The sequence below is a fragment of the Nocardioides pelophilus genome, from assembly GCF_014180685.1.
Lineage (GTDB): Bacteria > Actinomycetota > Actinomycetes > Propionibacteriales > Nocardioidaceae > Nocardioides > Nocardioides pelophilus.
Window position 1 is genome coordinate 22563 of record NZ_JACEHF010000009.1, and the last position, 24678, is coordinate 47240.

General features: G+C 70.2%; 25 protein-coding genes. 7 read left to right on the forward strand and 18 right to left on the reverse strand.

The window, feature by feature from the left end:
• Positions 1-2: 2 nt before the first annotated feature.
• Together H0488_RS03705 and H0488_RS03710 are read right to left on the reverse strand one after the other, a co-directional pair.
• On the reverse strand, positions 3-1190 hold the full coding sequence (locus H0488_RS03705; protein ID WP_183097932.1) for a GAF domain-containing sensor histidine kinase: 1188 nt from the start codon (positions 1188-1190) through the stop codon (positions 3-5).
• 10 nt (positions 1191-1200) lie between these two features.
• On the reverse strand, positions 1201-1893 hold the full coding sequence (locus H0488_RS03710; RefSeq protein WP_183097933.1) for a response regulator transcription factor: 693 nt from the start codon (positions 1891-1893) through the stop codon (positions 1201-1203).
• Between the two features lie 112 nt (positions 1894-2005).
• Here H0488_RS03710 and tkt point away from each other — a divergent pair, with 112 nt between their 5' ends.
• Together tkt and H0488_RS03720 are read left to right on the forward strand one after the other, a co-directional pair.
• The gene (gene tkt / locus H0488_RS03715; RefSeq protein ID WP_220794163.1) at positions 2006-4015 is read left to right on the forward strand and encodes a transketolase; all 2010 of its coding nucleotides are present in this window, start codon (positions 2006-2008) and stop codon (positions 4013-4015) included.
• Positions 4016-4035: 20 nt separating this feature from the next.
• Positions 4036-4995, forward strand: coding sequence for a phosphoribulokinase (locus tag H0488_RS03720; protein ID WP_281369506.1), 960 nt, complete (start codon positions 4036-4038; stop codon positions 4993-4995).
• Between the two features lie 9 nt (positions 4996-5004).
• On the opposite strand, the gene H0488_RS03725 is transcribed toward H0488_RS03720, so the two are convergent.
• Genes H0488_RS03725 through H0488_RS03800 form a run of 16 tightly spaced genes read right to left on the reverse strand, consistent with a single transcriptional unit; the run spans position 5005 to position 20304 of the window.
• The gene (locus tag H0488_RS03725; RefSeq protein WP_183097935.1) at positions 5005-5802 is read right to left on the reverse strand and encodes a DUF6390 family protein; all 798 of its coding nucleotides are present in this window, start codon (positions 5800-5802) and stop codon (positions 5005-5007) included.
• Entirely contained in the window at positions 5789-6937 is a 1149-nt protein-coding gene (gene hypD / locus H0488_RS03730; protein ID WP_183097936.1) for a hydrogenase formation protein HypD, read from the reverse strand. The genes H0488_RS03725 and hypD overlap by 14 nt, the downstream gene beginning before the upstream one ends.
• Positions 6938-6944: 7 nt before the next feature.
• Positions 6945-7223 (reverse strand): HypC/HybG/HupF family hydrogenase formation chaperone, encoded by a 279-nt coding sequence (locus H0488_RS03735; protein WP_183097937.1) that lies wholly within the window; start codon positions 7221-7223, stop codon positions 6945-6947.
• Between the two features lie 22 nt (positions 7224-7245).
• The gene (gene hypE, locus H0488_RS03740) at positions 7246-8358 is read right to left on the reverse strand and encodes a hydrogenase expression/formation protein HypE (protein WP_183097938.1); all 1113 of its coding nucleotides are present in this window, start codon (positions 8356-8358) and stop codon (positions 7246-7248) included.
• Complete coding sequence (locus H0488_RS03745) at positions 8355-9029, reverse strand: D-sedoheptulose-7-phosphate isomerase (protein ID WP_183097939.1); 675 nt, start codon at positions 9027-9029, stop codon at positions 8355-8357. The genes hypE and H0488_RS03745 overlap by 4 nt, the downstream gene beginning before the upstream one ends.
• Positions 9026-9793 (reverse strand): hydrogenase assembly protein HupF, encoded by a 768-nt coding sequence (locus tag H0488_RS03750; RefSeq protein ID WP_183097940.1) that lies wholly within the window; start codon positions 9791-9793, stop codon positions 9026-9028. The genes H0488_RS03745 and H0488_RS03750 overlap by 4 nt, the downstream gene beginning before the upstream one ends.
• A complete protein-coding gene (locus tag H0488_RS03755) occupies positions 9790-10083 on the reverse strand; it encodes a HypC/HybG/HupF family hydrogenase formation chaperone (protein WP_183097941.1) in 294 nt (97 codons plus the stop codon). The genes H0488_RS03750 and H0488_RS03755 overlap by 4 nt, the downstream gene beginning before the upstream one ends.
• Position 10084: 1 nt before the next feature.
• Complete coding sequence (gene hypF / locus H0488_RS03760) at positions 10085-12472, reverse strand: carbamoyltransferase HypF (RefSeq protein ID WP_183097942.1); 2388 nt, start codon at positions 12470-12472, stop codon at positions 10085-10087.
• Positions 12469-13683 (reverse strand): NHL repeat-containing protein, encoded by a 1215-nt coding sequence (locus tag H0488_RS03765; protein ID WP_183097943.1) that lies wholly within the window; start codon positions 13681-13683, stop codon positions 12469-12471. Before H0488_RS03765 ends, hypF begins: the two co-directional genes overlap by 4 nt.
• Before the next feature lie 2 nt (positions 13684-13685).
• Positions 13686-14591, reverse strand: coding sequence for a NifU family protein (locus tag H0488_RS03770; protein ID WP_183097944.1), 906 nt, complete (start codon positions 14589-14591; stop codon positions 13686-13688).
• 5 nt (positions 14592-14596) lie between these two features.
• The gene (locus tag H0488_RS03775) at positions 14597-15913 is read right to left on the reverse strand and encodes an amino acid adenylation domain-containing protein (RefSeq protein ID WP_220794164.1); all 1317 of its coding nucleotides are present in this window, start codon (positions 15911-15913) and stop codon (positions 14597-14599) included.
• Between the two features lie 26 nt (positions 15914-15939).
• Positions 15940-16221, reverse strand: coding sequence for a hypothetical protein (locus H0488_RS03780; RefSeq protein WP_220794165.1), 282 nt, complete (start codon positions 16219-16221; stop codon positions 15940-15942).
• 36 nt (positions 16222-16257) lie between these two features.
• On the reverse strand, positions 16258-17067 hold the full coding sequence (locus tag H0488_RS03785; protein ID WP_220794166.1) for a hydrogenase maturation protease: 810 nt from the start codon (positions 17065-17067) through the stop codon (positions 16258-16260).
• 12 nt (positions 17068-17079) lie between these two features.
• The gene (locus tag H0488_RS03790) at positions 17080-18687 is read right to left on the reverse strand and encodes a nickel-dependent hydrogenase large subunit (protein WP_183097945.1); all 1608 of its coding nucleotides are present in this window, start codon (positions 18685-18687) and stop codon (positions 17080-17082) included.
• 57 nt (positions 18688-18744) lie between these two features.
• The gene (locus tag H0488_RS03795; protein ID WP_183097946.1) at positions 18745-19716 is read right to left on the reverse strand and encodes an NADH-quinone oxidoreductase subunit B family protein; all 972 of its coding nucleotides are present in this window, start codon (positions 19714-19716) and stop codon (positions 18745-18747) included.
• 24 nt (positions 19717-19740) lie between these two features.
• The gene (locus H0488_RS03800; RefSeq protein ID WP_183097947.1) at positions 19741-20304 is read right to left on the reverse strand and encodes a DUF1641 domain-containing protein; all 564 of its coding nucleotides are present in this window, start codon (positions 20302-20304) and stop codon (positions 19741-19743) included.
• Positions 20305-20543: 239 nt separating this feature from the next.
• Between H0488_RS03800 and H0488_RS03805 the strand changes: the two genes are divergently transcribed.
• The 5 genes from H0488_RS03805 (at position 20544) to H0488_RS03825 (ending at position 24635) form a co-directional block, all read left to right on the forward strand.
• Positions 20544-21599, forward strand: coding sequence for an AraC family transcriptional regulator (locus H0488_RS03805; protein WP_183097948.1), 1056 nt, complete (start codon positions 20544-20546; stop codon positions 21597-21599).
• Between the two features lie 3 nt (positions 21600-21602).
• Complete coding sequence (locus H0488_RS03810) at positions 21603-21959, forward strand: hydrogenase maturation nickel metallochaperone HypA/HybF (protein WP_183097949.1); 357 nt, start codon at positions 21603-21605, stop codon at positions 21957-21959.
• A gap of 21 nt (positions 21960-21980) precedes the next feature.
• Positions 21981-22781 (forward strand): hydrogenase nickel incorporation protein HypB, encoded by an 801-nt coding sequence (hypB, locus tag H0488_RS03815; protein ID WP_183097950.1) that lies wholly within the window; start codon positions 21981-21983, stop codon positions 22779-22781.
• 13 nt (positions 22782-22794) lie between these two features.
• Complete coding sequence (locus H0488_RS03820; RefSeq protein ID WP_183097951.1) at positions 22795-23622, forward strand: hypothetical protein; 828 nt, start codon at positions 22795-22797, stop codon at positions 23620-23622.
• An 83-nt stretch (positions 23623-23705) separates the two neighbouring features.
• Positions 23706-24635 (forward strand): class I fructose-bisphosphate aldolase, encoded by a 930-nt coding sequence (locus tag H0488_RS03825; protein WP_183097952.1) that lies wholly within the window; start codon positions 23706-23708, stop codon positions 24633-24635.
• Positions 24636-24678: the final 43 nt, after the last annotated feature.

Here is a 24678-nt window from a genome sequence, read left to right on the forward strand (position 1 = left end):
GGTCAGTGAAGCGGGAGCTCGACGATGACCGCAGTGCCCCGACCTTCGATCGAGTCGATCCGCAAGGTCGCCCCGATAAGCGCCGAGCGTTCCACGATCGAGGCGAGCCCGAAGTGCTCGCCGGCTTCCGCCGGCGGACGCCCGCGGACGGAACGCACGTCGAAACCGGCACCGTCGTCGGTCACACCGAGCACGGCTGCGTCACCGACCCGACGTAGCGAAAGCACGACCCGCTGCGCCTGGGCGTGCTTGATCGCGTTGTTCAGCGCTTCTTGCGCGATCCGGAACAGTGCTGCCGCGGCATGGTCCGGCACCACGGTGAACTCGTCGGGATGGTCGGAGCGGAACTCCACATCGAGCTGCGGAAGGGACTGGCACAGCGACTCGAGGGCGGCGACCAGGCCCAGGTCCTCGAGCAGCAGCGAGTGCAACCCGGTGATCGCTGCTCGCGTCTCGTCGTACGCCAGGCCGGCCAGGCGTTTGGCCTCCGCAATCTCGTCGAGGGTCCCGGCGATCAGCGGATGGTCGTCGGCCGCGCCGTTTCGCGCGGCGACGGACAGTCCCGTGTGGGCTGCGCTCAGGTGGAACGACAGCGAGGCGAGAGCCTGGGTGACGCCGTCGTGCAGATCGCCCGCGATCCGTCTTCGTTCGGCCTCCTGGGCCGAGATGGCCTGGGCGATCAGCTGGTCGCGCAACGAGTGGTGCTCCTCGGCGGCGCCCCGCAGACCTTCGGCGTAGAGCCGCAGTCCGACCAGGTCGGCAAGTCGTTGCGCCCGGGCGAGCTCGTCCTCGCCGAACGCGCGGTGGTCGAAACGATGCACCGAGATCACGCCGACGATGGCGCCCTCGAGCCCGTGCGCGGGGACGCACAGCCTCGACACGACCTGGCCCTCGGCGAGATGGAGCAGAGCCCGGTGCTGCGGGTTCCGCGGCGAGTCGTCGACGATGGTCACGGAGTTGCCGTTCTGCGCGACCAGGCCGACCACGCCGTACCCGACCGGGATCCGCAGGGTCCCGGCCGCGGCATCGTCCCCCGGGTAGGCACCACCCACCGTCAGGTCGGAGTCGACGATGACGAACGCGGTGGCGCCGTCCGACTCGAAGATCTCGGCGAAGGCACGGGCGACCGATCGGAGGTCCAACTCTCCCGCGACCACGAGCAGCTCGTGGATCCGGGTGAGGTCGGTCATCGAGACGCGCTCACTGGTAGAGGCCCTCCCGCAACGCCACCGCGATCGCTCCTCCCCGGTCGGCGACGCCCAGCTTCCGGTACAGACCACGGATGTGGGTCTTCACCGTGTCCTCGCTCACCACGAGCTTCGCAGCGATGCCCTTGTTCGAGTGACTCGCGACCAGAAGTGCGAGCACCTCGCTCTCCCGCTGGGTGAGTCCGAGACGCGCGCCGGGCCAGAACTCCCCGGAGTTGATCCGAGCCGCCGACATCGCGATCCGGCCGGCGAGCGTGGGGTCGATCACCACGTCGCCCTCGACGACCCGCTTGAGGTGCTCGACCAGCTCGCCGCCGTCCACCCGCTTGAGGATGTAACCCGACGCCTCGGCGCGCAACGCCTGGTAGGCGTACTGCTCGTCGTCGTAGACCGTGAGGAAGACGACCCGGATCCCGGGATCGAGCAGCTTGAGCCGGCGGCACAGATCGAGACCGCTGTCGCGGCCCAGGCGGATGTCGCAGAGAACGATGTCGGGCTGCTCACGACTGACGACGGCCAGCGCCTCGTCGAGAGTGGTCGCCGTCCCGACCACCTCCACGTCGTCCCTGAAATGGGCCAGCATGGCCTGCACGCCGTGCAGCACCATCTCGTGGTCGTCGGCCAGCACGACGCGGCTGGGCGCTCGGGGGGCATCCACCGTGGCGTCGGTCTCGTCGGCCGTCATCCTCGCAGCGTAGGTCACCGTGGCACCCTCCGGGCGCCCCCGCGGGAATGTCACCAGTCCCTCCACCCGTCCGGGTGAGTCCGCTGCTCCGACGCTCCGGTCTCCTGGGACAGTGAGCACTTCCTCCGACCGAACGCGCACGACCGCCGCGGACGCCGACACCCTCGACCAGCTGGCCGTCGACACCGTGCGGTTCCTGGCCGCTGACATGGTCGAGGCTGCCAACAGCGGCCACCCGGGCATGCCTATGGGCGCCGCGCCCATGGCGTGGACGCTGTGGTCCCGCCACCTCCGGCACGACCCGGGGGCACCGGAGTGGCCGGACCGGGACCGTTTCGTCCTCTCGGCCGGACATGGTTCGGCTCTCCAGTACGCCCTGCTGCACCTGTTCGGGTACGACCTCAGCAAGGACGACCTGCGGGACTTCCGCCAGCTCGGCTCGAGGACTCCCGGTCACCCGGAGTTCGGCCACACTGCCGGCGTCGAGGCGACGACCGGCCCTCTCGGGCAAGGGATCGCGATGGCTGTCGGTATGGCCCTCGCGGAACGCATGCTGCACGCGCGGTTCCCCGAGCTGGTCTCGCACCGGACTTGGGCGATCGCCGGGGACGGTTGCCTGATGGAGGGCGTGAGCCACGAAGCCGCCTCACTGGCCGGCCACCTCGGGCTCGGGCGGCTGACGGTGCTGTTCGACGACAACGAGATCACGATCGACGGCGGCACTGAACGCTCGTGCTCCGACGACCAGCTCGCACGGTTCCGCTCGTACGGCTGGCACGTTTCGCGGGTCGCGGACGGTACCGACATCGAGGCGATCGACGCTGCTCTGATCGAGGCCGGCGCTGATCCGCGGCCGAGCCTGATCGCGGTCAGGACGGTGATCGGGCACGGCGCTCCCGACGTCGCCGGCACGTCCGCAGCCCACGGCAGCCCGCTGGGAAGCGAGCGGTTGGCGGAGGCGAAGCGTCGCGTGCTGTGGCCCGACGAGTCGTTCGTCGTGCCTTCGGCTGTGAGTGCACACTGCGAGCAGCTGGCGACCGGTGGCCGGACCGAACGCGCGAGCTGGGAGGCCAAGCTCGCCGCGCTGCGCGCCGCCGACCCGGGCCGCGCCGGCGAGTGGGACCGGCGGTGCAGCGGAGGTACGGCGTACGTCGACGACGATGCGTTCTGGGACCAGCTGGTCGCCGGCCTGCGTGTCGAGCCGACACCCAGCCGTGAGTCCTCGCGCCAGGTTTTGGCGGCGCTGACCGAGGCCGTCCCGGAGCTCGTGGGCGGATCGGCCGACCTCTCGGGTTCGACCGGGACCGAAATTGGCGCCTCCTCGGTGGTGAAGGGGGACTACGGCGGCACCCGGATCGACTTCGGGATCCGGGAGTTCGCGATGGCCGCCGTCCTCAACGGCATCTCGCTGCACGGCGGGTTCCGCTGCTTCGGCAGCACGTTCCTCGTCTTCGCCGACTACCTCCGCCCGGCCCTGCGGCTGTCGGCGCTGATGGGCCAGCCGGTCATCTACGTGCTGACCCACGACTCGGTGTGGGTCGGCGAGGACGGCCCCACCCATCAACCCGTCGAGCACATCGAGTCGCTGCGGCTGATCCCGGGGGTGCGGGTGTTGCGTCCCGCGGACGCCCAGGAAACCGCCGAGGCCTGGCGTTGCGCACTCGCCCGCCTCGACGGTCCGACGGTCCTGGTGCTTTCACGACAATCGTTGCCTGCCGCGCCCTCGAGCGCTCCGCCTCGCTTCCTCGCCACCGACGGCTTCCGCGTCGTCCGCGACGACCCGGACCCGGATATCGAGCTCTTGGCGTCCGGCTCCGAGGTGTCGCTCGCCCTCGCGGCTGCTGGCACGCTCGCCCGCGACGGGATGACGGTGCGGGTCGTCTCGGTCCCGTGGCGGGAGCGCTTCGAGGCCCGTCGACACCTCCTGCCGCTGCCTCCCGTGACGGTGGCGGTCGAGGCCGGGTCGACGATCGGTTGGCGGCACCTCGCCGACGCCGTCGTCGGCGTCGGCAGGGTCGGCGCTTCCGGCCCAGGTTGGGCGGTCGCCGCCCACGTGGGTCTCACTGCCGACGGCGTGGCCGCTGTCGCCCGCGGCGCACTCGACTCAGCCGGTCTGCTCTGATGATCGAGAAGATCGTCAAGATGAGCCGGTCGCAATCGCCAGCCAGACCCCAGCCAATCATGCTCGCCATCGCTGGCGACTCCGCCTCGGGAAAGACCACGCTCGCGCGTGGCCTGACCGACGCGATCGGTCAGGACCGATGCCTCTCCCTCTGCGCCGACGACTACCACCGCTACGACCGCGCCGAGCGCGCTGGCCTGCCGTTCACGGCCCTCCACCCCGACTGCAATTACCTCGACATCCTCGAGCAGCATCTCCAGCTGCTTGCGCTGGGGCGCCCCGTGCTGAAGCCCGTCTACGACCACGCGACCGGCACGTTCAGCAGATCGGTGTACGTCGAGCCGCGGGAGTTCGTCGTGGTCGAGGGTCTGCACCCCCTCCAGACCAAACTGATGCGGGCCTGCTTCGACGCCACCGTGTTCCTGGATCCACCCCAGGAGGTCCGGCACGGCTGGAAGGTCGCCCGTGACACCGGCGAGCGTGGCTACACCGCGGACCAGGTGCTGGCCGAGCTCGCCCTGCGCGAGCAGGAGTCAGCGGCGTACACCCGGTCGCAGCGCCGCCACGCCGACATCGTGGTGAGGTTCGCGCCTGCCGGTCACCACGACGAGCCCCCGGGCACGCCGTTGTCAGCAGAGGTGCTGCTACGCCCGACGATCCAGCACGCCGACCTCACCGCGACGCTGACCGACGACCTCCGGGCAGCGATGCACCTGCGGATCGTGCGCGACGTCGACGGCACGCCGACCGATTGCCTGCACGTGCACGGATACTCCTCGGCCGAGGAGACGACGCAGCTGGAGCAGGTGATCTGGGGCGCGGTCGGCGCCGTCGGCCCGCCCCCCGCGGGACTCGGCGCCATCACCGGAGGCGACCGCAGCGAGCCGCTGGCGATCGCGCAACTGGTCCTGCTCTTCCACCTCCTCCAGGTGAGCCGTGGCGAGGCGCACGAGCCGCTCGGCCAAGTCGTCGGCGTCTGAGGCCTGCGCTCAGCGCTGTCCCGCCACCCGCGGCGCCATCGCGGTGAGCTGGTGGGTGGTCTGGGCAACCAGCGACGAGACCTGATCCGCGGTGAGGCGATCACAGGCGAAGTCCCAGTGCACGGCGACGGTGTCGCCCGGGGCGAGATCGTCGACGAACGGGTGCCCGTCGAGCCGGTAGCGGATCCGGCGGGTCATCGGCCGCCCGAGACGGAGTACGGCGGGCGCCGCATCGGTACCGGCGTCGTACTCCAGCTGTGGGCCGGTGACCACGAGCTCGTCGGTCAGCACCTCCTCGACCGAAGCCCATGCGATCCGGCACGACTCGAGGACCCCGAGCGGCTCCGGGCCGACCCCGAGCAGCCGGGACCACGGGTAGACACCAAGGACGTGGAACGCGTGGCTCGGGGCTGCTTCCGGCAGCAGGTCCTGGTTGAGGTGCGTCCAGTAGTGGCCCGCCTGGGGAGCCAGCTCCGCGATCAACCGGGCACCGAACTCCGACCGGTCGATGGCCGCGGACATCGCGTTGCCGGTCCAGTACCCCCGGACCACCGACGGGTCGAGCGGATCCTCGACACCCGCCATCGCGGCAAGCAACCGCTGATAGGGCCAGGCGCCGGAGAACCGCTGCGCGACCGCAGCGACCTCGAGAGCCGCCGCGACCGGGGGCGAGCCGGTCGCGGCGGCGACGAGCGCCGCCGAGCCGGTCGGACCGCAGTACCCGAGCGCGTTGGGCGCGTGCGCGTACTGCGCGAACAACCGGTGGCCCGACGGCCGTTCCGCGGTGGGCTGCTCAGACGCCGGCACCCTGACCCACTGCCCCCTGCCCGACCATCTGGGCCGTCTCACGGTGCAGCCGGCCGAAGTTGTAGTACGCCGCGCACGCGCCCTCCGGCGACACCATGCAGGTGCCGATCGGCGTCTCTGGCGTGCACGCTGTGCCGAAGACCTTGCACTCCCAGGGCTTGATCGCACCCTTGAGCACCTCGCCACACTGGCAGGCCTTGGGGTCGGCCACCCGGACACCTGGCATCGAGAACCGGACCTCGGCGTCGAAGTCGGCGAAGTCGTCGTGGACCCGCAGTGCGCTCTGCGAGATGAAGCCGAGCCCGCGCCACTCAAAGTGCGGTCGCAGCTGGAAGGTCTGCCCCATCAGCTTCAGCGCGGCGACGTTGCCCTCTGGCCTGACGACGCGCGCGTACTGGTTCTCGACCTCGCACCGACCGTCACGGTGCTGCTCCAGCAGCATGTACACCGACTGCAGGATGTCGAGCGGCTCGAACCCGGCCACGACCACCGGCTTGCCGTAGACCTCGGGCACGAACCGGTACGGGTGCGTGCCGACCACGGTCGAGACGTGGCCGGGGCCGAGGAAGCCAGACAGTCGCAGGTCCGGGCTCTCGAGGATCGCCTTCATCGGCGGCACGATCGTGACGTGGTTGGAGAACACGCTGAAGTTCGTCAGCCCCAGCGCCTTGGCACGCATCAGGGTGACCGCTGTCGACGGCACCGTGGTCTCGAACCCGACGGCGAAGAAGACCACGTGCTGGTCGGGGTTGTCGATGGCGATCTTCACCGAGTCCAGGGGTGAGTAGACGAACCGCACATCGGCGCCGCGGGCCTTCGCGTCGAGCAGGCTGCCCCGCGATCCCGGGACGCGCATCATGTCGCCGAAGGTCGTGAAGATGACGTCCGGCTGCTCGGCGAGCCACATCGCGTCGTCGATCCGGCCCATCGGGATCACGCAGACCGGGCAGCCCGGGCCGTGCACGAGCTCGATGTTGGCCGGGAGCAGGTGCTCGATGCCGTGTCGGTAGATGGTGTGCGTGTGGCCACCGCACACCTCCATGAACTTGAACTCGTCGTCTCCGGCCAGCTCGGTGATCGACTTGACCAGCGCGCGTGCCGCGGCCGGGTCTCGGAACTCGTCGACGAACTTCATGGGTGGCTCAACTCGCTTCCGCTGCGGTGGTCTTGAAAAGCTCGATCTCGTCGACGTAGTCCTGGCCCATCCGCTGGACCTGGTCGAGGGTCAGCTGGGCCTCCTGCTCGTCGATCTTGGCCATGCCGAAGCCGACGTGGACCAGCACCCAGTCGCCCGGTGCGACCCCTTGTTCGGCCAGCAGCTTCACGCTGATGACGCGGCGGACGCCGCTGACGTCGACGCGGGCCAGGTGCTCGGCCTCATCGACGATCTCGACGACCTGGCCGGGAATGCCCAGACACATGATGTGCTCCTTCTCGATTCGGTCAGCAGATCCGCGGCAGCGGGTCGCCCACGAGCATGTCGACGATGCGGGTGCCACCGAAGGGCGTCCGCATCGCCACGATTCCTGCAGGTTCGGCGATGACCTCGCCGATCACGGCCGCCTGGGCTCCCCCGGGCAGGCCGCGGAGTGCGGCGACGGCCGCCTCGGCCTCCTCGGCCGCCACGACGGCGACGAACTTGCCCTCGTTGGCGACGTAGATCGGGTCGATGCCGAGCATGTCGCAGCACCCGAGGACAGTGGGGTCGATCGGCAGCAGGCCCTCGTCGATCACGACTCCGAGCCCGACCGTCTGGGCGAGCTCGTTGCACACCGTGCCGAGGCCGCCCCGGGTCGCGTCGCGCATCCAGCGGGTGCTGGGCGCCGCCGCGAGCAGCGCCTCCACCAGGCCGTTCACCGGGGCGGTGTCGGACTCGATGTCGGCCTCGATGGCGAGGTTGCCGCGAGCCAGCATCACGGCCATGCCGTGGTCGGCGATGGTGCCCGAGACGATCAGCCGGTCGCCGGGCCGGACCGCGGCTGGCGACAGCTCACGGTCGGCGGGCACCACGCCCACCCCCGCGGTGGTGATGTAGAGGCCGTCGGCCGAGCCGTGCGGGACGACCTTGGTGTCGCCGGTGACGATCTGCACCCCGGCGGCGTCCGCCGCGGCCCGCATGTCGGCAGCGAGCTGGCGCAGCCGATCGATCGGGAAGCCCTCCTCCAGCACGAACGCGACCGAGATCCACTGCGGCACCGCACCGCTGACCGCGAGGTCGTTGACGGTGCCGTTGATCGCGAGGTCGCCGATGGTGCCGCCCGGGAAGTCGATCGGCTGGACGACGAAGGAGTCGGTGGAGAACACGAGCCGCTCGCCGCTCGGCAGCCGCAGCAGCGCGCCGTCGCCGAGCTGCTCGAGCAGCGGGTTGCGGAACGCCTCGACGAAGACGTGGTCGACCAGGGCGGCCGACGACTTGCCACCCGCACCGTGGGCCATGGTCACCACCTCGTCGATCAGCCGGGGCCGGCGCTTCCGGAACTCCTCGACCCGCAGCCGGGTGCGGTCCTCCGGGTCGGGGACCTGGCTGGCCGACGGCGTCAACCGTTCGCTGGTCATCGCGGTGCTCCGTTCTGCAGTGCTTCGAGGTGGTGCTGGGTGACCGACCACAGCCGGTAGCCGACGAGGGCCTGGCTCTCCTGGATCCGGTGGATGCTCAAGGAGCGGATCGTGAAGCAGTGGTCGACGTCCTCGGACACACTCATCCGACCGCCGTCGTACCCCGAGAAGCCGACCGTGAGCAGACCCCGGCGTCGGGCCTCGGCGAGCGCCACCATCAGGTCCTCGGAGCTCCCGGAGGTCGAGAGCGCGACGGCGATGTCGCCGGTGCGGGCGTGCGCCATGACCTGACGGGCGAACACCACGTCGAACCCCACGTCATTGCCGAGGGCGGTGAGCACGGCCTGGTCGGCCGCCAGGCAGCGCGCGGACAGCGGCCGGCCATGGGCCGGCCGGGCGAAGAGTGCTGCCATGGTGGCGGCATCGGTCGAGCTGCCGCCGTTGCCGAAGGTGAACATCCGACCCCCGGCCGCGAAGCGCTCGGCCATGGCCCGACCGGCCGCCTCGATCCCGGCATCCCACTCGGCGAGCGACTCCTCCTGCAGTCGGGCGCTCTCGGCGGCCTTGCTCCGGGCGGACGTGGCGAGGTCGGCCAGCAGGCCGGCGGCGTCGGTCTCCTGTCCCTCGAGGAAGGGGTAGAGGAAGTCGGTCGAGTGACCCTGGTCGCTCATCTCGGCCCCCACTGCCCCACCTGGGGCGAATCCTCGAGCCGGGTCAGCGCGGCACCGGCGTGCACGATGACCAGGTCTCCGGGTACGACGTCGCCGACGACCGTGACGTCGACGTACTCCTCGCCGGTGGCCGTGCGCACCAGCGCTCCGGCGTACTCCTCCGCCGGCGGCGCGACCACCTCGCCGAGCCGTCCCTCGTCGCTGCAGGTGATGCACACCTCGTCGGTGCAGTCGTCGTCGGGCACGGTGAGCAGGCCGGGGTGCTCGAAGCAGACGTGGGTGAGCTCCCACAGCAGGTGGTACATCAGCACGAACCTGCCGGTGGCCGGCACCATCGGGTCGTCCGACGGAACCCACAGCACGTGGCTGGCCGCGCCGGCGGCCGGCCGGTCGCCGTACCCGATCCACATCGTCTCGACCCCCCAGGCGGGTGCGCGTCGCATCACGTCGAGGACCTGGGCCTGGTCGGCGCCGGCGACCGCGAGGACCACGTCGCCCGGGCGGACCGCGATCCGGGTCTCGGCGACGAGGTCGGCGGCGACCAGGGCGACCGCGGGCAGCGCACGCTTGCCGACGATGACCGGATGGACGAACTCGACCGCGACGTGGTGGGAGTGCGGCTCCCACTGCGGTGACAGCACCCAGAGCGTGGCACCTGCGTGGAAGCGGCGCGCCAGGGCCAGCGCGGCGCCGGCCAGGTCAGCCGAGAGCTCCTCGTCGATCATGGTGACCGGCCCGGCCTGGGGCCCGACGACAGCAGTCATGGCGCCACCTCCTGCCCGATCGTCTCGACGATCGCGCTCGACCCCGGTGCGGTCTCCGCCGCTTCCAGAAGGCCGAGGTCGACCATCATCCGCACCGTCTCACGCGCCGACTCCTCGGTCAGGCGGGTCAGCGCGTAGCCGGCGTGCACGATGACGTAGTCGCCGATCGTTAGATCCGGCAGGTAGTCGAGGCACACCTTGCGCCGCTCGCCGACGAAGTCGGCTTCGGCCATCAGCGCGCCGTTGTCGACCCACGTCCTCTCGATCCGTCCAGGGACTCCCAAGCACATCTCAATCAACCTCTTCTCGTCCCGGCGCGGTCAGGGGGACCGCGCCGTTCGCCCGACGATCTGTCAGCAGCTGCTCACGAGCTGCCATGGCCCGGCCGATCACGACCTGGCCGAGACTGAGTCCCCCGTCGTTGCAGGGGACCCGGCGGTGCGTGAGCACCTCGAGACCGCCGGCGCGAAGCCGGCCAGTCACCTCTGCAGTGAGCACCCGGTTGGCGAACACGCCGCCGGTCAGTCCGACTCTGTCGACGTTCGCGCGGCGCGCGATGCCGAGCGCCAACGCTGCTGTCGCTGCTCCGAGAGCGCGGTGGAACCCCAGCGCCAGCTCCGCGCGGTCGGTCCCCGAGTCCCTCGCCGCGACGAGCGCGGTGACGAGCGGGCGCCAGTCGAGCTGCGGCACCTCTTCGCTGGTGACCGGGAACGGGAGCTCCGCAGGGCGCGCCGCCGTACGGGCCAACACCTCGAGCTCGATCGCCGCCTGCGCCTCGTACGTGACGCGATGACGGACGCCGAGCAGGGAAGCGACGCCATCGAACAAGCGGCCCACGCTGGTCGTGTCGAGGCAGCCCAGGCCCGCGTCGAGCTGCGACCTGACCGTCTGGACCTCGGCCTCTTCCATCTCGTCGGGCGCCCAGGGCACGGCCCCCAGACCCGCGCCGTGCAGCAGTCCCAGCGCGATCCGGAACGGGTTGCGGACCGCCGCGTCGCCGCCGGGCATCCGCAGGGGAACGAGGTGGCCCATCCGCGTGCACTCGGCGACGTCGACGCCGATCGCCAGGACCTCGCCACCCCAGATCTGCCGGTCGCACCCGTAGCCGGTGCCGTCGAAGGCGACCCCGACGACCGGGGTGCCGACCAGTCCGTGGTCGGCCAGCAGTGATGCGAGATGTGCGTGATGGTGCTGGGCCGTCACGAGCCGGGTCTCCGGGTTGCGCTCGACGTAGTCCTCCGCCCAGCGGCGGGTGGCGTAGCCCGGGTGCAGGTCCGCGACGACGACCTCCGGGCTCGCGGCCCGCAGCCGGGTCAGCTGGTCCACCGACCGGGCGAATGCGGCCTGGCTCTCGAGGCTGCCCATGTCGCCGACGTGAGCGGAGCAGAACGCGAGCTCGTCGCGGGCCACGCAGAAGGTGTTCTTGATCTCCGCCCCGACCCCGAGCGTGGTCGGACCGTCGCTGGGAAGCGCCACGGGCATGGGTGCGAAGCCGCGCGAGCGGCGCACGGGCACCTCGCCGTTGCTCCCGAGGGTCACGACAGAGTCCTCGCACGGGACCGCGATCGGGCGGTCGTGCATCAAGAACCCGTCCGCGATCGACGACAGCCGCGCGCGGGCATCGTCGTTGGTGAAGCACAGCGGCTCGTCGGAGAGGTTGCCCGAGGTCATGACGAGCAGCGTCGGCGCCGGGGCGTCCCGGCCCGGGACCGCCGCGAGCAACAGGTGGTGCAGCGGTGTGTAAGGCAGCATGACGCCGACCTCGTCGAGCCCGGGCGCGATCCCCGGCGCCAGCGGGCCGTCCTCACGGATCGGCAGGAGCACGATCGGCGCGGCCGGCTGGGTCAGGGTGAGCTCGGCGCTGGGGGGCACGAAGGCGATCCGGCGTACGGCGTCCAGGTCCCTGGCCATCACGGCGAACGGCTTTTGAGGGCGCCGCTTCCGCTCCCGCAGCTGTTGTACGGCGACCGTGGACGTGGCATCGCACGCCAGGTGGAAGCCGCCGATCCCCTTGACCGCGACGATCCGTTCGTCGCTGAGGAACCGCTGGGCGGTGGCCAAGGTGTCGGTGTCGCCGAGCAGCGGCTCGCCCGCCCCCCCGGCCAGCTCCCACCACAGCCGCGGTCCGCAGTCATGGCACGAGATCGGCTGGGCGTGGTGGCGCCGGTCGGCCGGGTCGTCGTACTCCCGGGCGCACGACCCGCACATCGGGAAGCTGGCCATCGTGGTGGCCGGTCGGTCGTAGGGCAGGTCGGTGATGATCGTGAACCGCGGTCCGCAGTTGGTGCAGGTAATGAAGGGATGCCGGTGGCGGCGGTCGGTCGGGTCCCCCAGCTCGGACAAGCAGTCCGCGCAGGTGGCGACGTCCGGCGGCACCAGGGTGCGCGCACCGGGCCGCCGCCGGCTCGGGACGATCCGGAACCCGTTGCCTCCGCGCGGCGCCCGTTCGCTGACGGCGATGTCGAACACCACCGCCATTGGCGGAGTCTGCGCCTTCAGTGCGGAGAGGAAGTCGTCCACCAGCGGCGCCGACCCCTCGACCTCGATGAAGACGCTGACCTCGTCGTTGCCGACCTCTCCGACCAGCCCCCGCTCGGCGGCCAGCCGCGCCACGAACGGCCGGAAGCCGACACCTTGGACGACCCCGCGGACCTCGATCGCGCGGCGGACCGGGTTCACGGTGCACCTCCCCGGCTCCACACGACGACCCGGTTGTTGCCCGAGTCGGCGATCGCGATCCGGTCGCGATGAGCGGAGAGCCCGTAGGGCCAGCACAAGGTGTCGCGCGCGACCTGCTCCCACCTGTTCTCCCCGTTGGCGGAGAAGCTCGGCTGTCCGAGGACGTGCACGGGTTCGGTGTGCTGGTCGAGGGGGTCGCCGTCCCACAGCAGCACCCGGTTGTTCGAGGTGTCGGCCACGGCGAGTCCCCCGGGCGCGTGGACCGCCGCGTACGGGAACCGGAGCCCGGTGCCGGTCTGCCGCCGGTAGGGGAACTCGACGGCTGTGGTCATGTCGGGCTGGCCCAGCACGTAGTCGGCCGGGCGGTCGCCGTCGGGGTGCGCGTGCCAGCCGAGCAGCCGGTGGTTGCCGGCGTCGGCGACGACCACACCGCCGCTGCCCGTCCCGGTGACGGTGTGCGGCCAGCGGAAGGATCCGGCGTCGGGCGGACCGTCGCGGTTCTCGCCGCGGCTCATCGCGTCAGGCTGTCCGAGTACGACGTCCGCCGGCTGGTCGGGATCGGTGGGGATGCCGTCGGTCCACACCAGGACCCGCCGGTTGCCGGTGTCGGCGACGTAGAACCTGCCGTCGACGACGGCGATGCCGAACGGCCAGTAGAACGAACGCGCGCTGGGATCGCCGCCGCGGTTGGGCTCGACGTCCTCCGGACCTTTCTGTCCGAGCACCAGGTCGGGCGCCCCGGCCTTGTCGGGGAGCGAGTCCCAGACCAGGATCCGGTGGTTCCATGCGTCCGCGACGACGAACCGCCCGTCCTCGGCTCGGACCACCCCGGTCGGCAGGTTCATCCCAGCGGCCGGACCGGCGCCACCGGCCTGCGGTCCCTCAGTCACCTCGTCCGGTTGTCCGAGCACCAGGTCGGCCGGCTCCCCGTCGCCGGAAGGAATCCGGTTGAAGACCAGCACCCGGTGGTTGCCGGTGTCGGCGACGACGAGCAGGCCCTCGTCGAGCAGCACGCCGCGGGGCGCATAGACGAAGGACGCGGTCGGCTGAGCCGGCGGCAGCAGCAGACCCCCGGCCGACTCGGCGCCGACCACGACCTCGGGCCGCCACGGACCGTAGGTGTCCGGAGCGGGCCCGGCCGGGGCGAACGGGCTCACGCCGAGCTGGGTGCCGAGATGCTCGGCACCGGTGGGGATGATCTGGACGCGCATCGCTACTCGCCGACACGGATCCAGACGTGGCCGTCCTCGACCCGCAGCGGCAGCTGTTCCAGCTGCGCTCCCGGGAAGGTGCGGCACTCGCCGGAGAGGGCGTCGAAGCAGTAGCCGTGCCACTCACAGGTCAGGGAACCATCGCCCGGGTCGAGCTCAGCCCCGTCCAGCGGCATGCCCAGGTGCGCGCACTCGTTGACGTACGCCGAGAGCTGGCCGCCGAGGTTGACGACGAGCGCCGACACGGCGGCGCCGTCGTCGGGCACCAGGTCGACGGCCCGCAGCTGGTCGAGCTCGAACGCGTCGAGCGGGTCCGACCGCACCCAGCCCTTGTCGGGCTCGGCGGACCGGACACCGATCTCGCTGAGCTGGATGAGCGTCGGCCCCGGTTCGTTGGGCAGCACCTCGACGCCGACGATGCCGGGCACCTCGGCCTTGAGCGCCTGCTCGACGCCGTTGCGCATCGTCACCGCGGACATCGAGCAGCCGTTGCAGGCACCGGACAACCGTACGTAGGCGGTGCCCTCCTCGATCCGGACCAGCTCGACGTCGCCTCCGTGCGACTGCAGCTGGGGCCGCACCTGCTCCAACGCGTTGGCGGCCAGCGTCATCGGGTCGGGCCGGATGATCTCGTGCATGAGGAGGACCATCCGCACGGCCGGATCGTCGACGAGCTCGAAGAGCAGCTCCTTGCCCCGCGGGTCGTCACGCAGCCGTCGTACGACGTGGACCAGCGCGGCCCGGTGAGCGTCGTCGAGCGCGCGCCGTACGGCGAGCGTGGCGCTGAGCGCCGTCGGGTCGTCGAGTCCGTCGATCAGGGCAAGCGCCTCGTCCAGCGCTTGGGCAAGCTGCTCGACGTCGCGGTCCTCGGGCTGGGCACTCTCAGGCCGGTGGGCGACTGCGGTCATTGCACTCACACTCCTTCCGACTCTTGGGCGGCACGGAGACGTGCCACCTCGCCGGGTTCCGGGAGACCACCGACCCGCGGCGCACCGTCGGGCACCGTCTGCTTGGCGATCTCGTCGAGCACGCTGCGCACCGCCATCACCGAGTCGTGGTCCTCGTGCTCCTCGAAGAGGAACCGGGCCTCGTAGAGCTTCGCCTTGGCATGGTCGAAGACCCCGAGGTGAGCGAGGGCGTTGCCCTGGTTGGCCAGGATCCGCGCACGACCCACCGGGTCGCCGTCCCGCTCCCGCAGCTCGAGCACCTCCTCGTACCGCTCGACGGCGTCCACCAGGTTGTCGCCCTGGTGCGTCGACGGTGTGTAGACCAGCGCGTTGGCGAGGTTCATCTGGGCGCTGGACCACTCCTGCGGGTGCTCGTCCTTCGTGAACACCTCCAGCGACGCACGCAGCGCCTGCATGGCGATCCCGGCCCGCAGCTGGTCGGAGGCCTCGATCATCGGCATGGTCAGGTACGCCGTGCCCAGGTTGAGGTTCGCTGCCGCCCAGACGTGCGGGGCATCGCTCTGACCGACGAGCTGGAGCGCCGAGTAGTACTGGTCGACGGCGTCGGTCAGCGGGACGCGACCGGACGCGGCCTCTGCATGCAGCAGGAGCCCCAGCTGCAGGTGCAGTTCGGCCCGGGCGACCGCCAGGTCGGTGGTGGCCAGGAGCTTCAGCGCCCGCCTGATGTCGGCGACCGGATCCGCGTCTGCGAGCCGGTGGTCGTGGGCGACGACGGCCAGGTTGCCGAGCAGCACGCCCGCGAGCGGCGTCGCCGAGGCCTCCTCGGCGACATCGGCCGCCCGTCGGAGCAGGTCGGCTGCCGAGCTGGTGTCACCGGCATCGAGCCAGGCGCTCGCCCGGGCGGCCAGGACGAGCGCGAGGACCTCGCCCTTCGCCGCGTCCTCGAGCGGCGGCTGGTCGGTCATCCCGACCGCGTAGGCGATCACGTCGACCAGCGGGGCGAACGCGTCGGGGAGGGCGGCTCGCAGGGCCGCCGGGTCGGCGCCGGCAGGGTCGATGACGAACCGGTTGTACGCCGCCACCGCGTCATCGGCGGGTTCGGCGGCGAAGATCTCGACCGCGGCGTCGTGCATGCCCTCATGGGCGAGCCGGTGGCCGGTCATGGCCGCCGGCCAGGTCGTCGGCTGCCGGCCCGCGACCAACTCGGCCACGGCCTGCGTGACCTCGGGGTCGTCGGTGCCGGCGACGAGCAGGTAGCCCGCCGGCAACGGGAATGCGCCAAGCGGCTGTGGTCGGTCGATCGTGATCTGTCTGCGGTTCATGGAACTCGCCCTATCCATGCTTGGTGTCACCCTCGGATCGGCCCACCAGGTAGTTCTCGGCGGGCGGTCCGCTTGATCAGGTAGGCACTGATGAGTGCCAGTCGTTCCGTGCGGTAGGTCTGGATGCGTTTGCGAACGATCTCGTCCTCGAAGACGACGACGATCTCGACCGCCCACTGGCCTCGGTCCGGGACCACGACGGTCTCGACGTCGTAGGCCTCGTGCCGTCCTGTCGGTTCGACGGTTCGCCACTCCTTCCTTCTCAGTCGCTCGGCTTCTTCATCTGCGTCCATTTCATCTGCGTCCATGCGGGACCTGCCTTCCGAGGGCGGGTGCACCAAGGGTCAGCTGCTCAGCTCCACCACCAGCGCGCCACGTTGCATGTCCCAGTGAACGCCACACGTCCCGGGTTCGGGATCGGCATCGAGGATCTCGCGGATCAGGAGGGACCGGTCGCCGTTCGCGTTGCGGCGCTTCAGCAGGTGCCCCCCGTTCGCCTGGCTCCGGATCGGCACCAGGAGGACGCGGCCCGCGTCTGCCAGTGCGCCGACCACTCCCGCAGGGAAGTAGCGCTCGGCCAGGTCGGCGTCGAGGTGGAGGTAGCCATCGGCCGTGACGACAACGGACTCCGCTGCGGTCGTCGGGAAGAAGTCGGACCGCAGCAGACCGGCGACCGGCTCGAGCGCCGCGAGCACCGTTGCGGACAGGTCCGCTCCCGGCGTCACGTCTTCGACCTCGACCAGCAGCACCGTCACGTCGGTAGGGCACAGCGGACCCAGCAGCCATCGGGAGAACGCGAGCGCGTGGTCCCACCGGAATGAGTGGGTGTGCAGCCCCGAGACCGTAGGCAGGTCCGCCAGCTCCTGGCCGGGCACGCGGAAGATCGTGCCCGGCGAGGAGCCGGTCGAGGACGCGTCGACGATGACGACGCGGGCCGCCCCCTGCATCTGGAAGGCGACGTCCATGCCCGCCGTCCCGCCGTCGACCAGCCGGACGCCCTGGGGCACCCCCTGCTCGAAGAGCAGCCGGATCAGGCGGGGCCCGAACGCGTCGTCACCCCGGAGCAGGTTGCCGCAACCCATCACCAGCAGCTCGCACGGCTCGGGCGCCAACCCGTTGTCGAGCAGCTGGTGGGGCAGGACGGCGTCGGTCATGGGAGGGCCTGCTCAGACCATCCCGTTGACGACGAACTTGCTCAGCTCGCGGCCGGTCTTGCCGTCGTACGCGTGGACCGTGCAGACCAGGCAGGAGTCGAAGCTGCGCGCCACGTGCCCGAGCTCGACCGGGTCCTCCATGTCGACGATCGGCGAACCGACGAGCGCCTGCTCGATCGGACCGAGCGTCTCCTGACCGTCACGCGGACCGATGTTCCACGCCGTCGGCGTCACCACCTGGTAGTTCGCGATCTTGCCGTCCTCGATCACGATCCAGTCCTGGAGCGACCCCCGCGCGGCTTCGGTGCCGCCGAAGCCCTTGCCGGAGAGCGGCTCGATCGGCTTGGTGTAGAAGGAGTCGTGGAGGTCGATCCGCGACAGCCAGTCCATGACCCACTTGAGGTACTTCGGGGCCTCGTGCATCCGTGCCATCTGGCGGACGAAGACCGAGGGTCCGAGCTTGTCGACCATGTCGATGAACAGGGGGTCGTAGTCCTGGTGCTCGGCGTGGTCCGGATTGCCTGCGGCCATCCGCCGTGCAAGCGGACCAGCCTCGAGCGGCACCTGGCCGAACGTGGGGACGTCGTACCGCGGGGACTTCGCCCAGCTGTACTTGCCCTGCTTGCGGCCCTCGGCGGGGTCGATCGGGATGGTCTCCCCGTCCCACGGGTGGAGCGGCCGGTCGCCCTGGTAGTAGGAGTGCGTCACGTCCTCGCTGACCCGGAGGTGGTCGTACTCGAAGTGCTGCCCGCCGGCGTACACGCCCGACCGTCCGATGAGCGCAGCGTTCCTGCCCTCGACCGTGGGGTTCTCGTAGAGCGACGGCTCGAAGTACGTCCCCGAGGCGAGGTAGTTGCCGACCCCGGCACCGTACTTGTCGAGACCGATGTCGAGGCAGTAGCGGATGAAGAAGCCGCAGTCGGAGTTGTACTGGGACTCGTTCTCCTCCACCCACTCCTGCATGTCCTCCCAGGACTTGACCTCCAGCCACCGGTCGACGGAGCAGCCCAGCCACTCGGCCTCGAGCCAGTTGTCCCGCCAGTGGTTGAGGATGGCCGTGGCGCGGGTGATGTCGCTCAGGGTCGGAGCGCTCATCACGCCGCCGGGAACCATGAACGAGCTGTGCGGCCACTGCCCGCCGAAGAGCGCGTAGACCTCGACCGGCTTGTTCGAGAGGACGACGCCCTTCTGGTACGCCGTCCCGACGTACGGCGCGAACCGGCGCACCGCCTCGTCGTACAGCTTGGACTTGGCGTAGTTCTTGTTGACGAGGTCGACGGCGAACAGCGCGTAGAAGTAGCGCGGGATCGACTGCAGGGTCTCGCACGCCTGCGCGATGTTGCGGATCAAGGTCGCGTTGTGCGGGACGTGCGTCTTCCAGGCGGTGTCGAGGGCGTAGCAGGCCTTGTAGAGGTGGCTGCCACCGCAGATGCCGCAGATCCGCGGCGTCACGATGAGGCCGGCTTGCGGGTCCTTGCCGCGCAGGATCATCTCGAATCCGCGGAACATCGCGGCCTCGGTCCACGCCGAGGTGACGACGCCATCGGTGATCGTGACCCGGACGTCGAGGTCACCTTCGACGCGGCCCAGGGGGCTGACGAAGAGGTCGGTGCTGGTCATGCGTTGGCCTTTCTGTGCTGGCCTAGGAGGGAGCTGCTGGAGGGTGCGGTCAGGGCGTCAGACCACGAACATGTCCTCCTTGGACCACGAGGGGGCGGCGATGCGCGCAGCGGAGGCGTGCGCCATGTAGGTGAGGTGGTCAGCGCCCTCCGGCACCTCCTTCGGGATCACGCCCGAGACCTTCTGGGTCTTGAAGACGGTGCCCTTGTTGAGGTCGAAGAACGGGAACTCGGGTTCTGTGCATCCCAGGCACGGCATGCCGGCGCGGGTCTTGCTGGACTGGCGGTTCCAGAGGATGCGGTTGCACGGGCTGTGGGTCATCGGGCCACGGCAGCCGAACTCGTAGAACAGGCAGCCGGTGCGGGTGCCCTCGCCGAAGCTGAGGGTCGACTGCTTGTACTCGAAGAACTGCACGCGGGTGCAGCCCGTCTGGGTGAAGGTCTTGAAGAAGGTCTGCGGCCGGTGCAGGTCGTCGAGTGCGATGTCGGCCGTGCGACCGGTGGCGAGGGCCACGAGGATCTGGGTGATCCAGTCGGGGTGGGCCGGGCAGCCAGGGATGTTGATCACGGGAAGGCCGGCCTTGGAGGTCCAGTCGGGTCCGAGGAAGCCGCCCTTGGCCCGCTTGTGGAACTGCAGGCCGGTCGAGTCCGAGGGGTTGGGCTCCATCGCCGGGATGCCACCCCAACAGGCGCAGTCCCCGATCGCGACGACGATCGACGCTGCGTTCGCGAGGTCGATCACCCAGTCCTTCATCGGTCGGTCGGCGAACATGTCGTACCGGCCTGACCCGTCGGGAGCCTCGATCACCGTCCCCTCGAAGACGAAGATGTCGAGCGGGCGATCCCCGCGGGCACAGTCCCAGAAGATCTTCTGGGCGTTCTCACCCAGCTCCAGACCAAGAGAGGGATGCCAGAGGAGCTCGAGGCCGAAGTCGACGATCAGGTCGACGACATTCGGTTCCTCGGCATTGAGGAAGGACATGGTGTTGCCGGAGCACGCGCCGCCTTGCAACCAGAGCACTGAGGACATCGAAGGGTTCTGCCTTTCTCTTGGTCAGCTCTTGTCGAGCTCGACGCCGATGGACTTGGCGACCGCAGCGAAGTAGCTGACCGCGCGCTGGATGTCGGGATCCTTGAGGAGCTTCATGGCCGAGAACAGGCCGTTGACTGCGATCGGATCCGTGGTTGCCCGACCGGCCCCGGCTGTGAGACCGCGACCGATCCGGGCGATCTCGGTGACCATGGCCGGGTCTGTGATCCCGGAGTCGAGCACGTGCTCGATCAAGCCCGAATCAACCACACGGGTGACCGCGGGGGTGATCTTGGGAAGTGACGAGGACAACGTCATCAGGCTGGCGAGGATCTCGCCGAGCTCGAGGGTCCCCATCGCCTCGTTGCTGGCCGCTGCGACTCCGCGCAGCTCGTCGATGCCATCGACGAGGGCGTCGCCGATGGTCTCGCTCCTGCTGACCAAGCCGTCCAGCCCGACGATGAGGATCGCGAGCAGGTCGGCATGGTCGAGCAGATTGATCAGGGCGGCCGCTACCTGCGGGTCGTCGAGTCGCTCCATGAGGGAGTCGAGTGACGCCTGCTGGTGGACCGAGAGTCCTGCTGTCATGCGCTCTCCTGGGTCCTGAAGGGTGTCCCCCGGTGAGGCCGCATCGAGAAGCCGGCATGTCCGGTTGAAACCTAGGAAGTGTGACGAACTTCAAACGAAGATAGATAGGGCCAAAGGTCCCGGGCTATCCCGTTCGCGCAAGCGCTATCCGTTTCGCGCACGAATATCGCCGCTCATGCGCATGCGCGCGGAGATTGGGCGACACTCATCACACCGGGTCGACGTAGGAAGGAGGATCCGTGACGCGCGTTTCGAGGCTCGGCTTCATCAACACCTCCCGCACGAACCTTCCGGTGCGCAGGCGGATCCGCTCCCGTGGTGTGCCGACGGCGCTGGCCGAGCACCCGGTGTTCTGCACGGGCAGCCGCGACGAGGCCGAGGTGCTCGCGGGAAAGCTGCTGGGGCGGCACCGGCTCACGGTGCTGGGCGGTGACGAGCCGTTCGAGGCCTCGATGTTCGCGGTCCGGCTCCGGGACGTCACCTTCGCCCACCTCGACTACCACCACCCGGCACGCCTGGAGTTCGCCGCGACCGGCAACCACTTCCTGGTGCTGATGCCCGCGAGCGGCTCCATGGAGTGCCGCTACAACGGGGCGGACGTCAGCGGGCTCACCTATCAGGCAATCGTCGTCAACCCGGCGACGAAGCTCTATCTGTCCCTGGCCCTGGACACACCGTTGCTGGTGGTCCGGATCGAGGTGCAGGCGCTCGAGCACCAGCTCTCACGGATGCTCGGGCGCAGCGTCGACAAGCCCGTGGTGTTCGACCCCGAGATGGACCTCACCACCGACCCGGCGGTCCGGTGGCACGGCGCGCTCCAGCTGTTGTCGAGCGAGGTGATGACACCGCGCTCCCTGGTCCAGCAGGGGATCGGGGGAGGTCCCATCGAGGAGCTCGTGATCTCCTCCTTGCTCTGGGTCCAGGCATCGTCGGTCCACAGCGACCTCACCCACGTGGCGCCGCACGGGGGCCGCGCCGCGACCCGGGCGGCGATCAACTTCATCGAAGGTCACCTGGCCGACACGATCGCGCTCAAGGACATCGCGCAGGCCATCAACCTCAGCGTTCGCGCCATCCAGCAGGCGTTCCACGACGACCTGGGGACGACCCCCATGCACTACCTGCGCGACCGTCGGCTCGAGCGGGCACGCGACCAGCTCGCAGCGGCACTGCCCTCCGACGGCGTCACGGTCACCGGCGTCGCGGAGCGATGGGGATTCGGGCACCTCGGCAACTTCTCGGGCGCTTACCGGCGCCGGTTCGGCGAGTCCCCGTCCCAGACGTTGAGGCGGTGACGGATGCACGAGCTCTCGTTGTGCAACTCGATCCAGCAGGTGGTCAACCGGGCGGCCGGTGACCGCACGGTCACGGTCGTGCACCTTCGTCTCGGCCGTCTCCGACAGGTGGTGCCGGACACGCTGAGGTACTGCTGGGACCTGGTCACAGCCGACAGCCCGCTGGCTGGATCGGAGTTGGCGATCGAGTCGGTCGCGGTCAGCGCGCGCTGCAATGCCTGCGCTGCCGGCACGACGATCGCCGACACGCTGGTGCTGCTGTGCTGCGAGTGCGGCAGCCCGGATCTCGAGCTGCTCACGGGAGAAGAGTTTCTGATCACGACCCTCGACCTCGCCGACTCCGGCGCGGACCTGGGCTAGGAGAAGGCGAGGAGCTGGCCCATGGGGCGCTTCCACCGACATGACGACGACACCGGCCATGGGCATGGCCACGGCCATGGGCACGAGCACGAACACGATGGCGGCCACAGCCACGAGCCGGAGGCGGATCTGCACGGAGACCACTCCGGCTACGCGACCGGCGCTGACCGGATCGTCGTCCTCGAGCGGATCTTCGACGAGAACGACCGCCGCGCTGCTGAGAACCGCGAGCGGCTGGACCGCGCGGGCGTCCTCACCCTGAACCTGATGTCGTCGCCCGGAGCCGGGAAGACGACCGTGCTCGAGCGGACCCTCGCCGCGGTGCCCGATCCCGGACGGATCGGCATCATCGAGGGCGACATCGAGACCAGCATCGACGCCGACCGGCTCTCGGCGGTCGGTGCGCGGGTGTCTCTCCTCAACACGGCCAACGGGTTCGGTGGGGAGTGCCACCTCGACGCACCCATGGTTGCCAACGCCCTGGACCGCCTGGACCTCGAGGGCCTGGACCTGCTGTTCGTGGAGAACGTCGGCAACCTGGTCTGCCCCGCCGAGTTCGACGTCGGCGCCCATCGCTCGGTGATGGTCTACGCGATCACGGAGGGCGAGGAGAAGCCGCTGAAGTATCCAGTGATGTTCCGCGCGGTCGACGCCGTCATCGTCAACAAGATGGACCTTCTCCCCCACCTGGACTTCGACCTCGAGCTGTTCGAGAAGAACCTGCAGACCGTCAATCCCGGCGTCGAGACCATCCAGGTCAGCGCCCGGACAGGCACCGGCATGGACGCCTGGCTGGCGTGGCTCCGGCGGGCCGAGCGGTGAGCAGGTCGACCTGATGGCGCGACCCCGCATCGTCCAGGACGAGGATCAGTTGGGCTTCTACTGGGCCACGGTCGACGGACGGCCGATCACCCTGCCTCGGCTCGTCGAGGTCGACGACGAGCCCGAGATGCTCCTGCCGACCCACCTCGAGGCCCTGGACGACGCACTGATCATCGCGACCGGCCGCTACGGCGAGATCCTCGGCGGGGGGCGACGACCCGACGAGGCCGAGGGGCGGTCCCTGCGAGAGCTGCACCGCGCCCTCGACCGGCTGTGCCACGAGTACGCCGCCGCAGCCGCAGCGACCGGCACCCAGGTCGACGCGCGCGCCGGACAGATCGTGGGGACCGCGGCACTGGTGAGCATCCTCGCCCGCGAACCGATCGGGCTGCTCGGACCGGCGCCGCTCGAGGCCGAGCTCGACGATCCCTCGGTCGGCGTGGTCGAGGGCTTCGGTGACCTCGTCGTCGCCGACCCTGACCGTCCATGGGCAGGCGCGCGTTGGGTCGTCCGGACGACCGACGGCCGACGCCTCCCGGCGACGCTGAGCATGCTCCTGTTCGACAGCTCGGGCGTGAACAAGGACGCGGCGCTCGTCGAGCACCGCGACGCACTCCGCGCCACCATTGCCGGCGCCAGCCTCCCCGAGGCTGACCCGATCACGACCGCCTGTGCGGTGGACTGGCAGCTGTACGACTTCCTGATGGCGCATAGGGACGGTCCCGACAGCGGTGCCATCGAGCTCAAAGGCCGACAGGACGACGCCGCGCTCATCGTCGCCGCCACCCTGACGTCCGTGGAGTGCCGATCGCGGCTCGACCCCGGCCTGCTGCGACCCTGAGGGCAGCGCGCCCTCCTCTCGCCACCCCCCACTTCCTCCGCGCGGGTGATGGCGCGCCCGGAACCCGCACCTAGCGTCGCTCCATGTCCCGCCTCGGCATCACCCTCGACCGACTCCTCCGCCCCGGTCTCGGCCTGCTCGTCCTGGACGAGTACGCAGACGAGGAGGCCCGGCGACGTGGCCTGCCGCCCTCGGCGCTCCCGACGCTGGCCGAGCACGCCCTGCGCTCGCCCCTGGCAGGCCGGCGCCTCGGCGGGGTCCTGCTGTCGGAACGGCACCTCGGCTCGCTGACGGCACCCGTCGCCTCACACGCAGCGCTGCCCTTCATAGGTCTGCGGATCGGAGTCGGAGCAGACGACTCCGCGAACGACGAGGCGGTCCGGGCTGCCCAGCAGGCCGGGGTGGACTTCGTCGAGCTCAGGTCGAACCGCCGCCCGGGACAGTTCCCACGGGGGGACACCCACGTGGCGGTCGAGCCCATTGCTGCCGCCGCGGCGGCGGCCCAGGCGGCCGGACTCGTTCCGGTCCTCAGCGCCGCGATGCCCGGTCTTGACGCGAGCACCATCGGGGTCACCCGGGCGATCACCGTCAACGCCTTGACCGCGTTGTTCGCGGCGGCTGCCGACCGCGGTGTCGACCTGTCACGAGTGGTCGTGCGGACGAACCTCGTGGCTCCCGGGCGCCGCGCGCAGGGGGCAGCTTCGTCCGCCGACGAGGTCGCTCGGTTCACCGTGGACACCCTGGACGAGGCCGTCCCCACCGCCGTACCGGCGGTGTGGTTCATGTCGTCCGGCCGTTCGCTCGCGACGGTCTGCAAGGAACTCGAAGCCGTGACGGCGCTGGCCGCCGTCCGTGGCGACGCACGGCACCTCGGCTATGCGATGGGACGTGCGCTGGTCGAACCGGCGCTCGACGGAATGGTGACCGGCGGTCTGGCCCGCGGCCACCAACGCCTGAGCGCTTCTTGTGACGCGCTGCATCGCGCGCTGCTGCCGGCACTCGCCGGCCGCTGACCGCCGCCCGGAGGAGGGCCCTCGCCCGTAGGGGTGAGTCCGG

Coding starts and splice junctions, on each gene's coding strand:
- H0488_RS03705 (WP_183097932.1), bottom strand. CDS start 1,190: ATGACCGACCTCACCCGGATCCACGAGCTGCTCGTGGTCGCGGGAGAG.
- H0488_RS03710 (WP_183097933.1), bottom strand. CDS start 1,893: ATGACGGCCGACGAGACCGACGCCACGGTGGATGCCCCCCGAGCGCCC.
- H0488_RS03720 (WP_281369506.1), top strand. CDS start 4,036: ATGAGCCGGTCGCAATCGCCAGCCAGACCCCAGCCAATCATGCTCGCC.
- hypD (WP_183097936.1), bottom strand. CDS start 6,937: ATGAAGTTCGTCGACGAGTTCCGAGACCCGGCCGCGGCACGCGCGCTG.
- H0488_RS03735 (WP_183097937.1), bottom strand. CDS start 7,223: ATGTGTCTGGGCATTCCCGGCCAGGTCGTCGAGATCGTCGATGAGGCC.
- hypE (WP_183097938.1), bottom strand. CDS start 8,358: ATGACCAGCGAACGGTTGACGCCGTCGGCCAGCCAGGTCCCCGACCCG.
- H0488_RS03745 (WP_183097939.1), bottom strand. CDS start 9,029: ATGAGCGACCAGGGTCACTCGACCGACTTCCTCTACCCCTTCCTCGAG.
- H0488_RS03750 (WP_183097940.1), bottom strand. CDS start 9,793: ATGACTGCTGTCGTCGGGCCCCAGGCCGGGCCGGTCACCATGATCGAC.
- H0488_RS03755 (WP_183097941.1), bottom strand. CDS start 10,083: ATGTGCTTGGGAGTCCCTGGACGGATCGAGAGGACGTGGGTCGACAAC.
- H0488_RS03765 (WP_183097943.1), bottom strand. CDS start 13,683: ATGCGCGTCCAGATCATCCCCACCGGTGCCGAGCATCTCGGCACCCAG.
- H0488_RS03770 (WP_183097944.1), bottom strand. CDS start 14,591: ATGACCGCAGTCGCCCACCGGCCTGAGAGTGCCCAGCCCGAGGACCGC.
- H0488_RS03775 (WP_220794164.1), bottom strand. CDS start 15,913: ATGAACCGCAGACAGATCACGATCGACCGACCACAGCCGCTTGGCGCA.
- H0488_RS03780 (WP_220794165.1), bottom strand. CDS start 16,221: ATGGACGCAGATGAAATGGACGCAGATGAAGAAGCCGAGCGACTGAGA.
- H0488_RS03785 (WP_220794166.1), bottom strand. CDS start 17,067: ATGACCGACGCCGTCCTGCCCCACCAGCTGCTCGACAACGGGTTGGCG.
- H0488_RS03790 (WP_183097945.1), bottom strand. CDS start 18,687: ATGACCAGCACCGACCTCTTCGTCAGCCCCCTGGGCCGCGTCGAAGGT.
- H0488_RS03795 (WP_183097946.1), bottom strand. CDS start 19,716: ATGTCCTCAGTGCTCTGGTTGCAAGGCGGCGCGTGCTCCGGCAACACC.
- H0488_RS03800 (WP_183097947.1), bottom strand. CDS start 20,304: ATGACAGCAGGACTCTCGGTCCACCAGCAGGCGTCACTCGACTCCCTC.
- H0488_RS03810 (WP_183097949.1), top strand. CDS start 21,603: ATGCACGAGCTCTCGTTGTGCAACTCGATCCAGCAGGTGGTCAACCGG.
- hypB (WP_183097950.1), top strand. CDS start 21,981: ATGGGGCGCTTCCACCGACATGACGACGACACCGGCCATGGGCATGGC.
- H0488_RS03820 (WP_183097951.1), top strand. CDS start 22,795: ATGGCGCGACCCCGCATCGTCCAGGACGAGGATCAGTTGGGCTTCTAC.
- H0488_RS03825 (WP_183097952.1), top strand. CDS start 23,706: ATGTCCCGCCTCGGCATCACCCTCGACCGACTCCTCCGCCCCGGTCTC.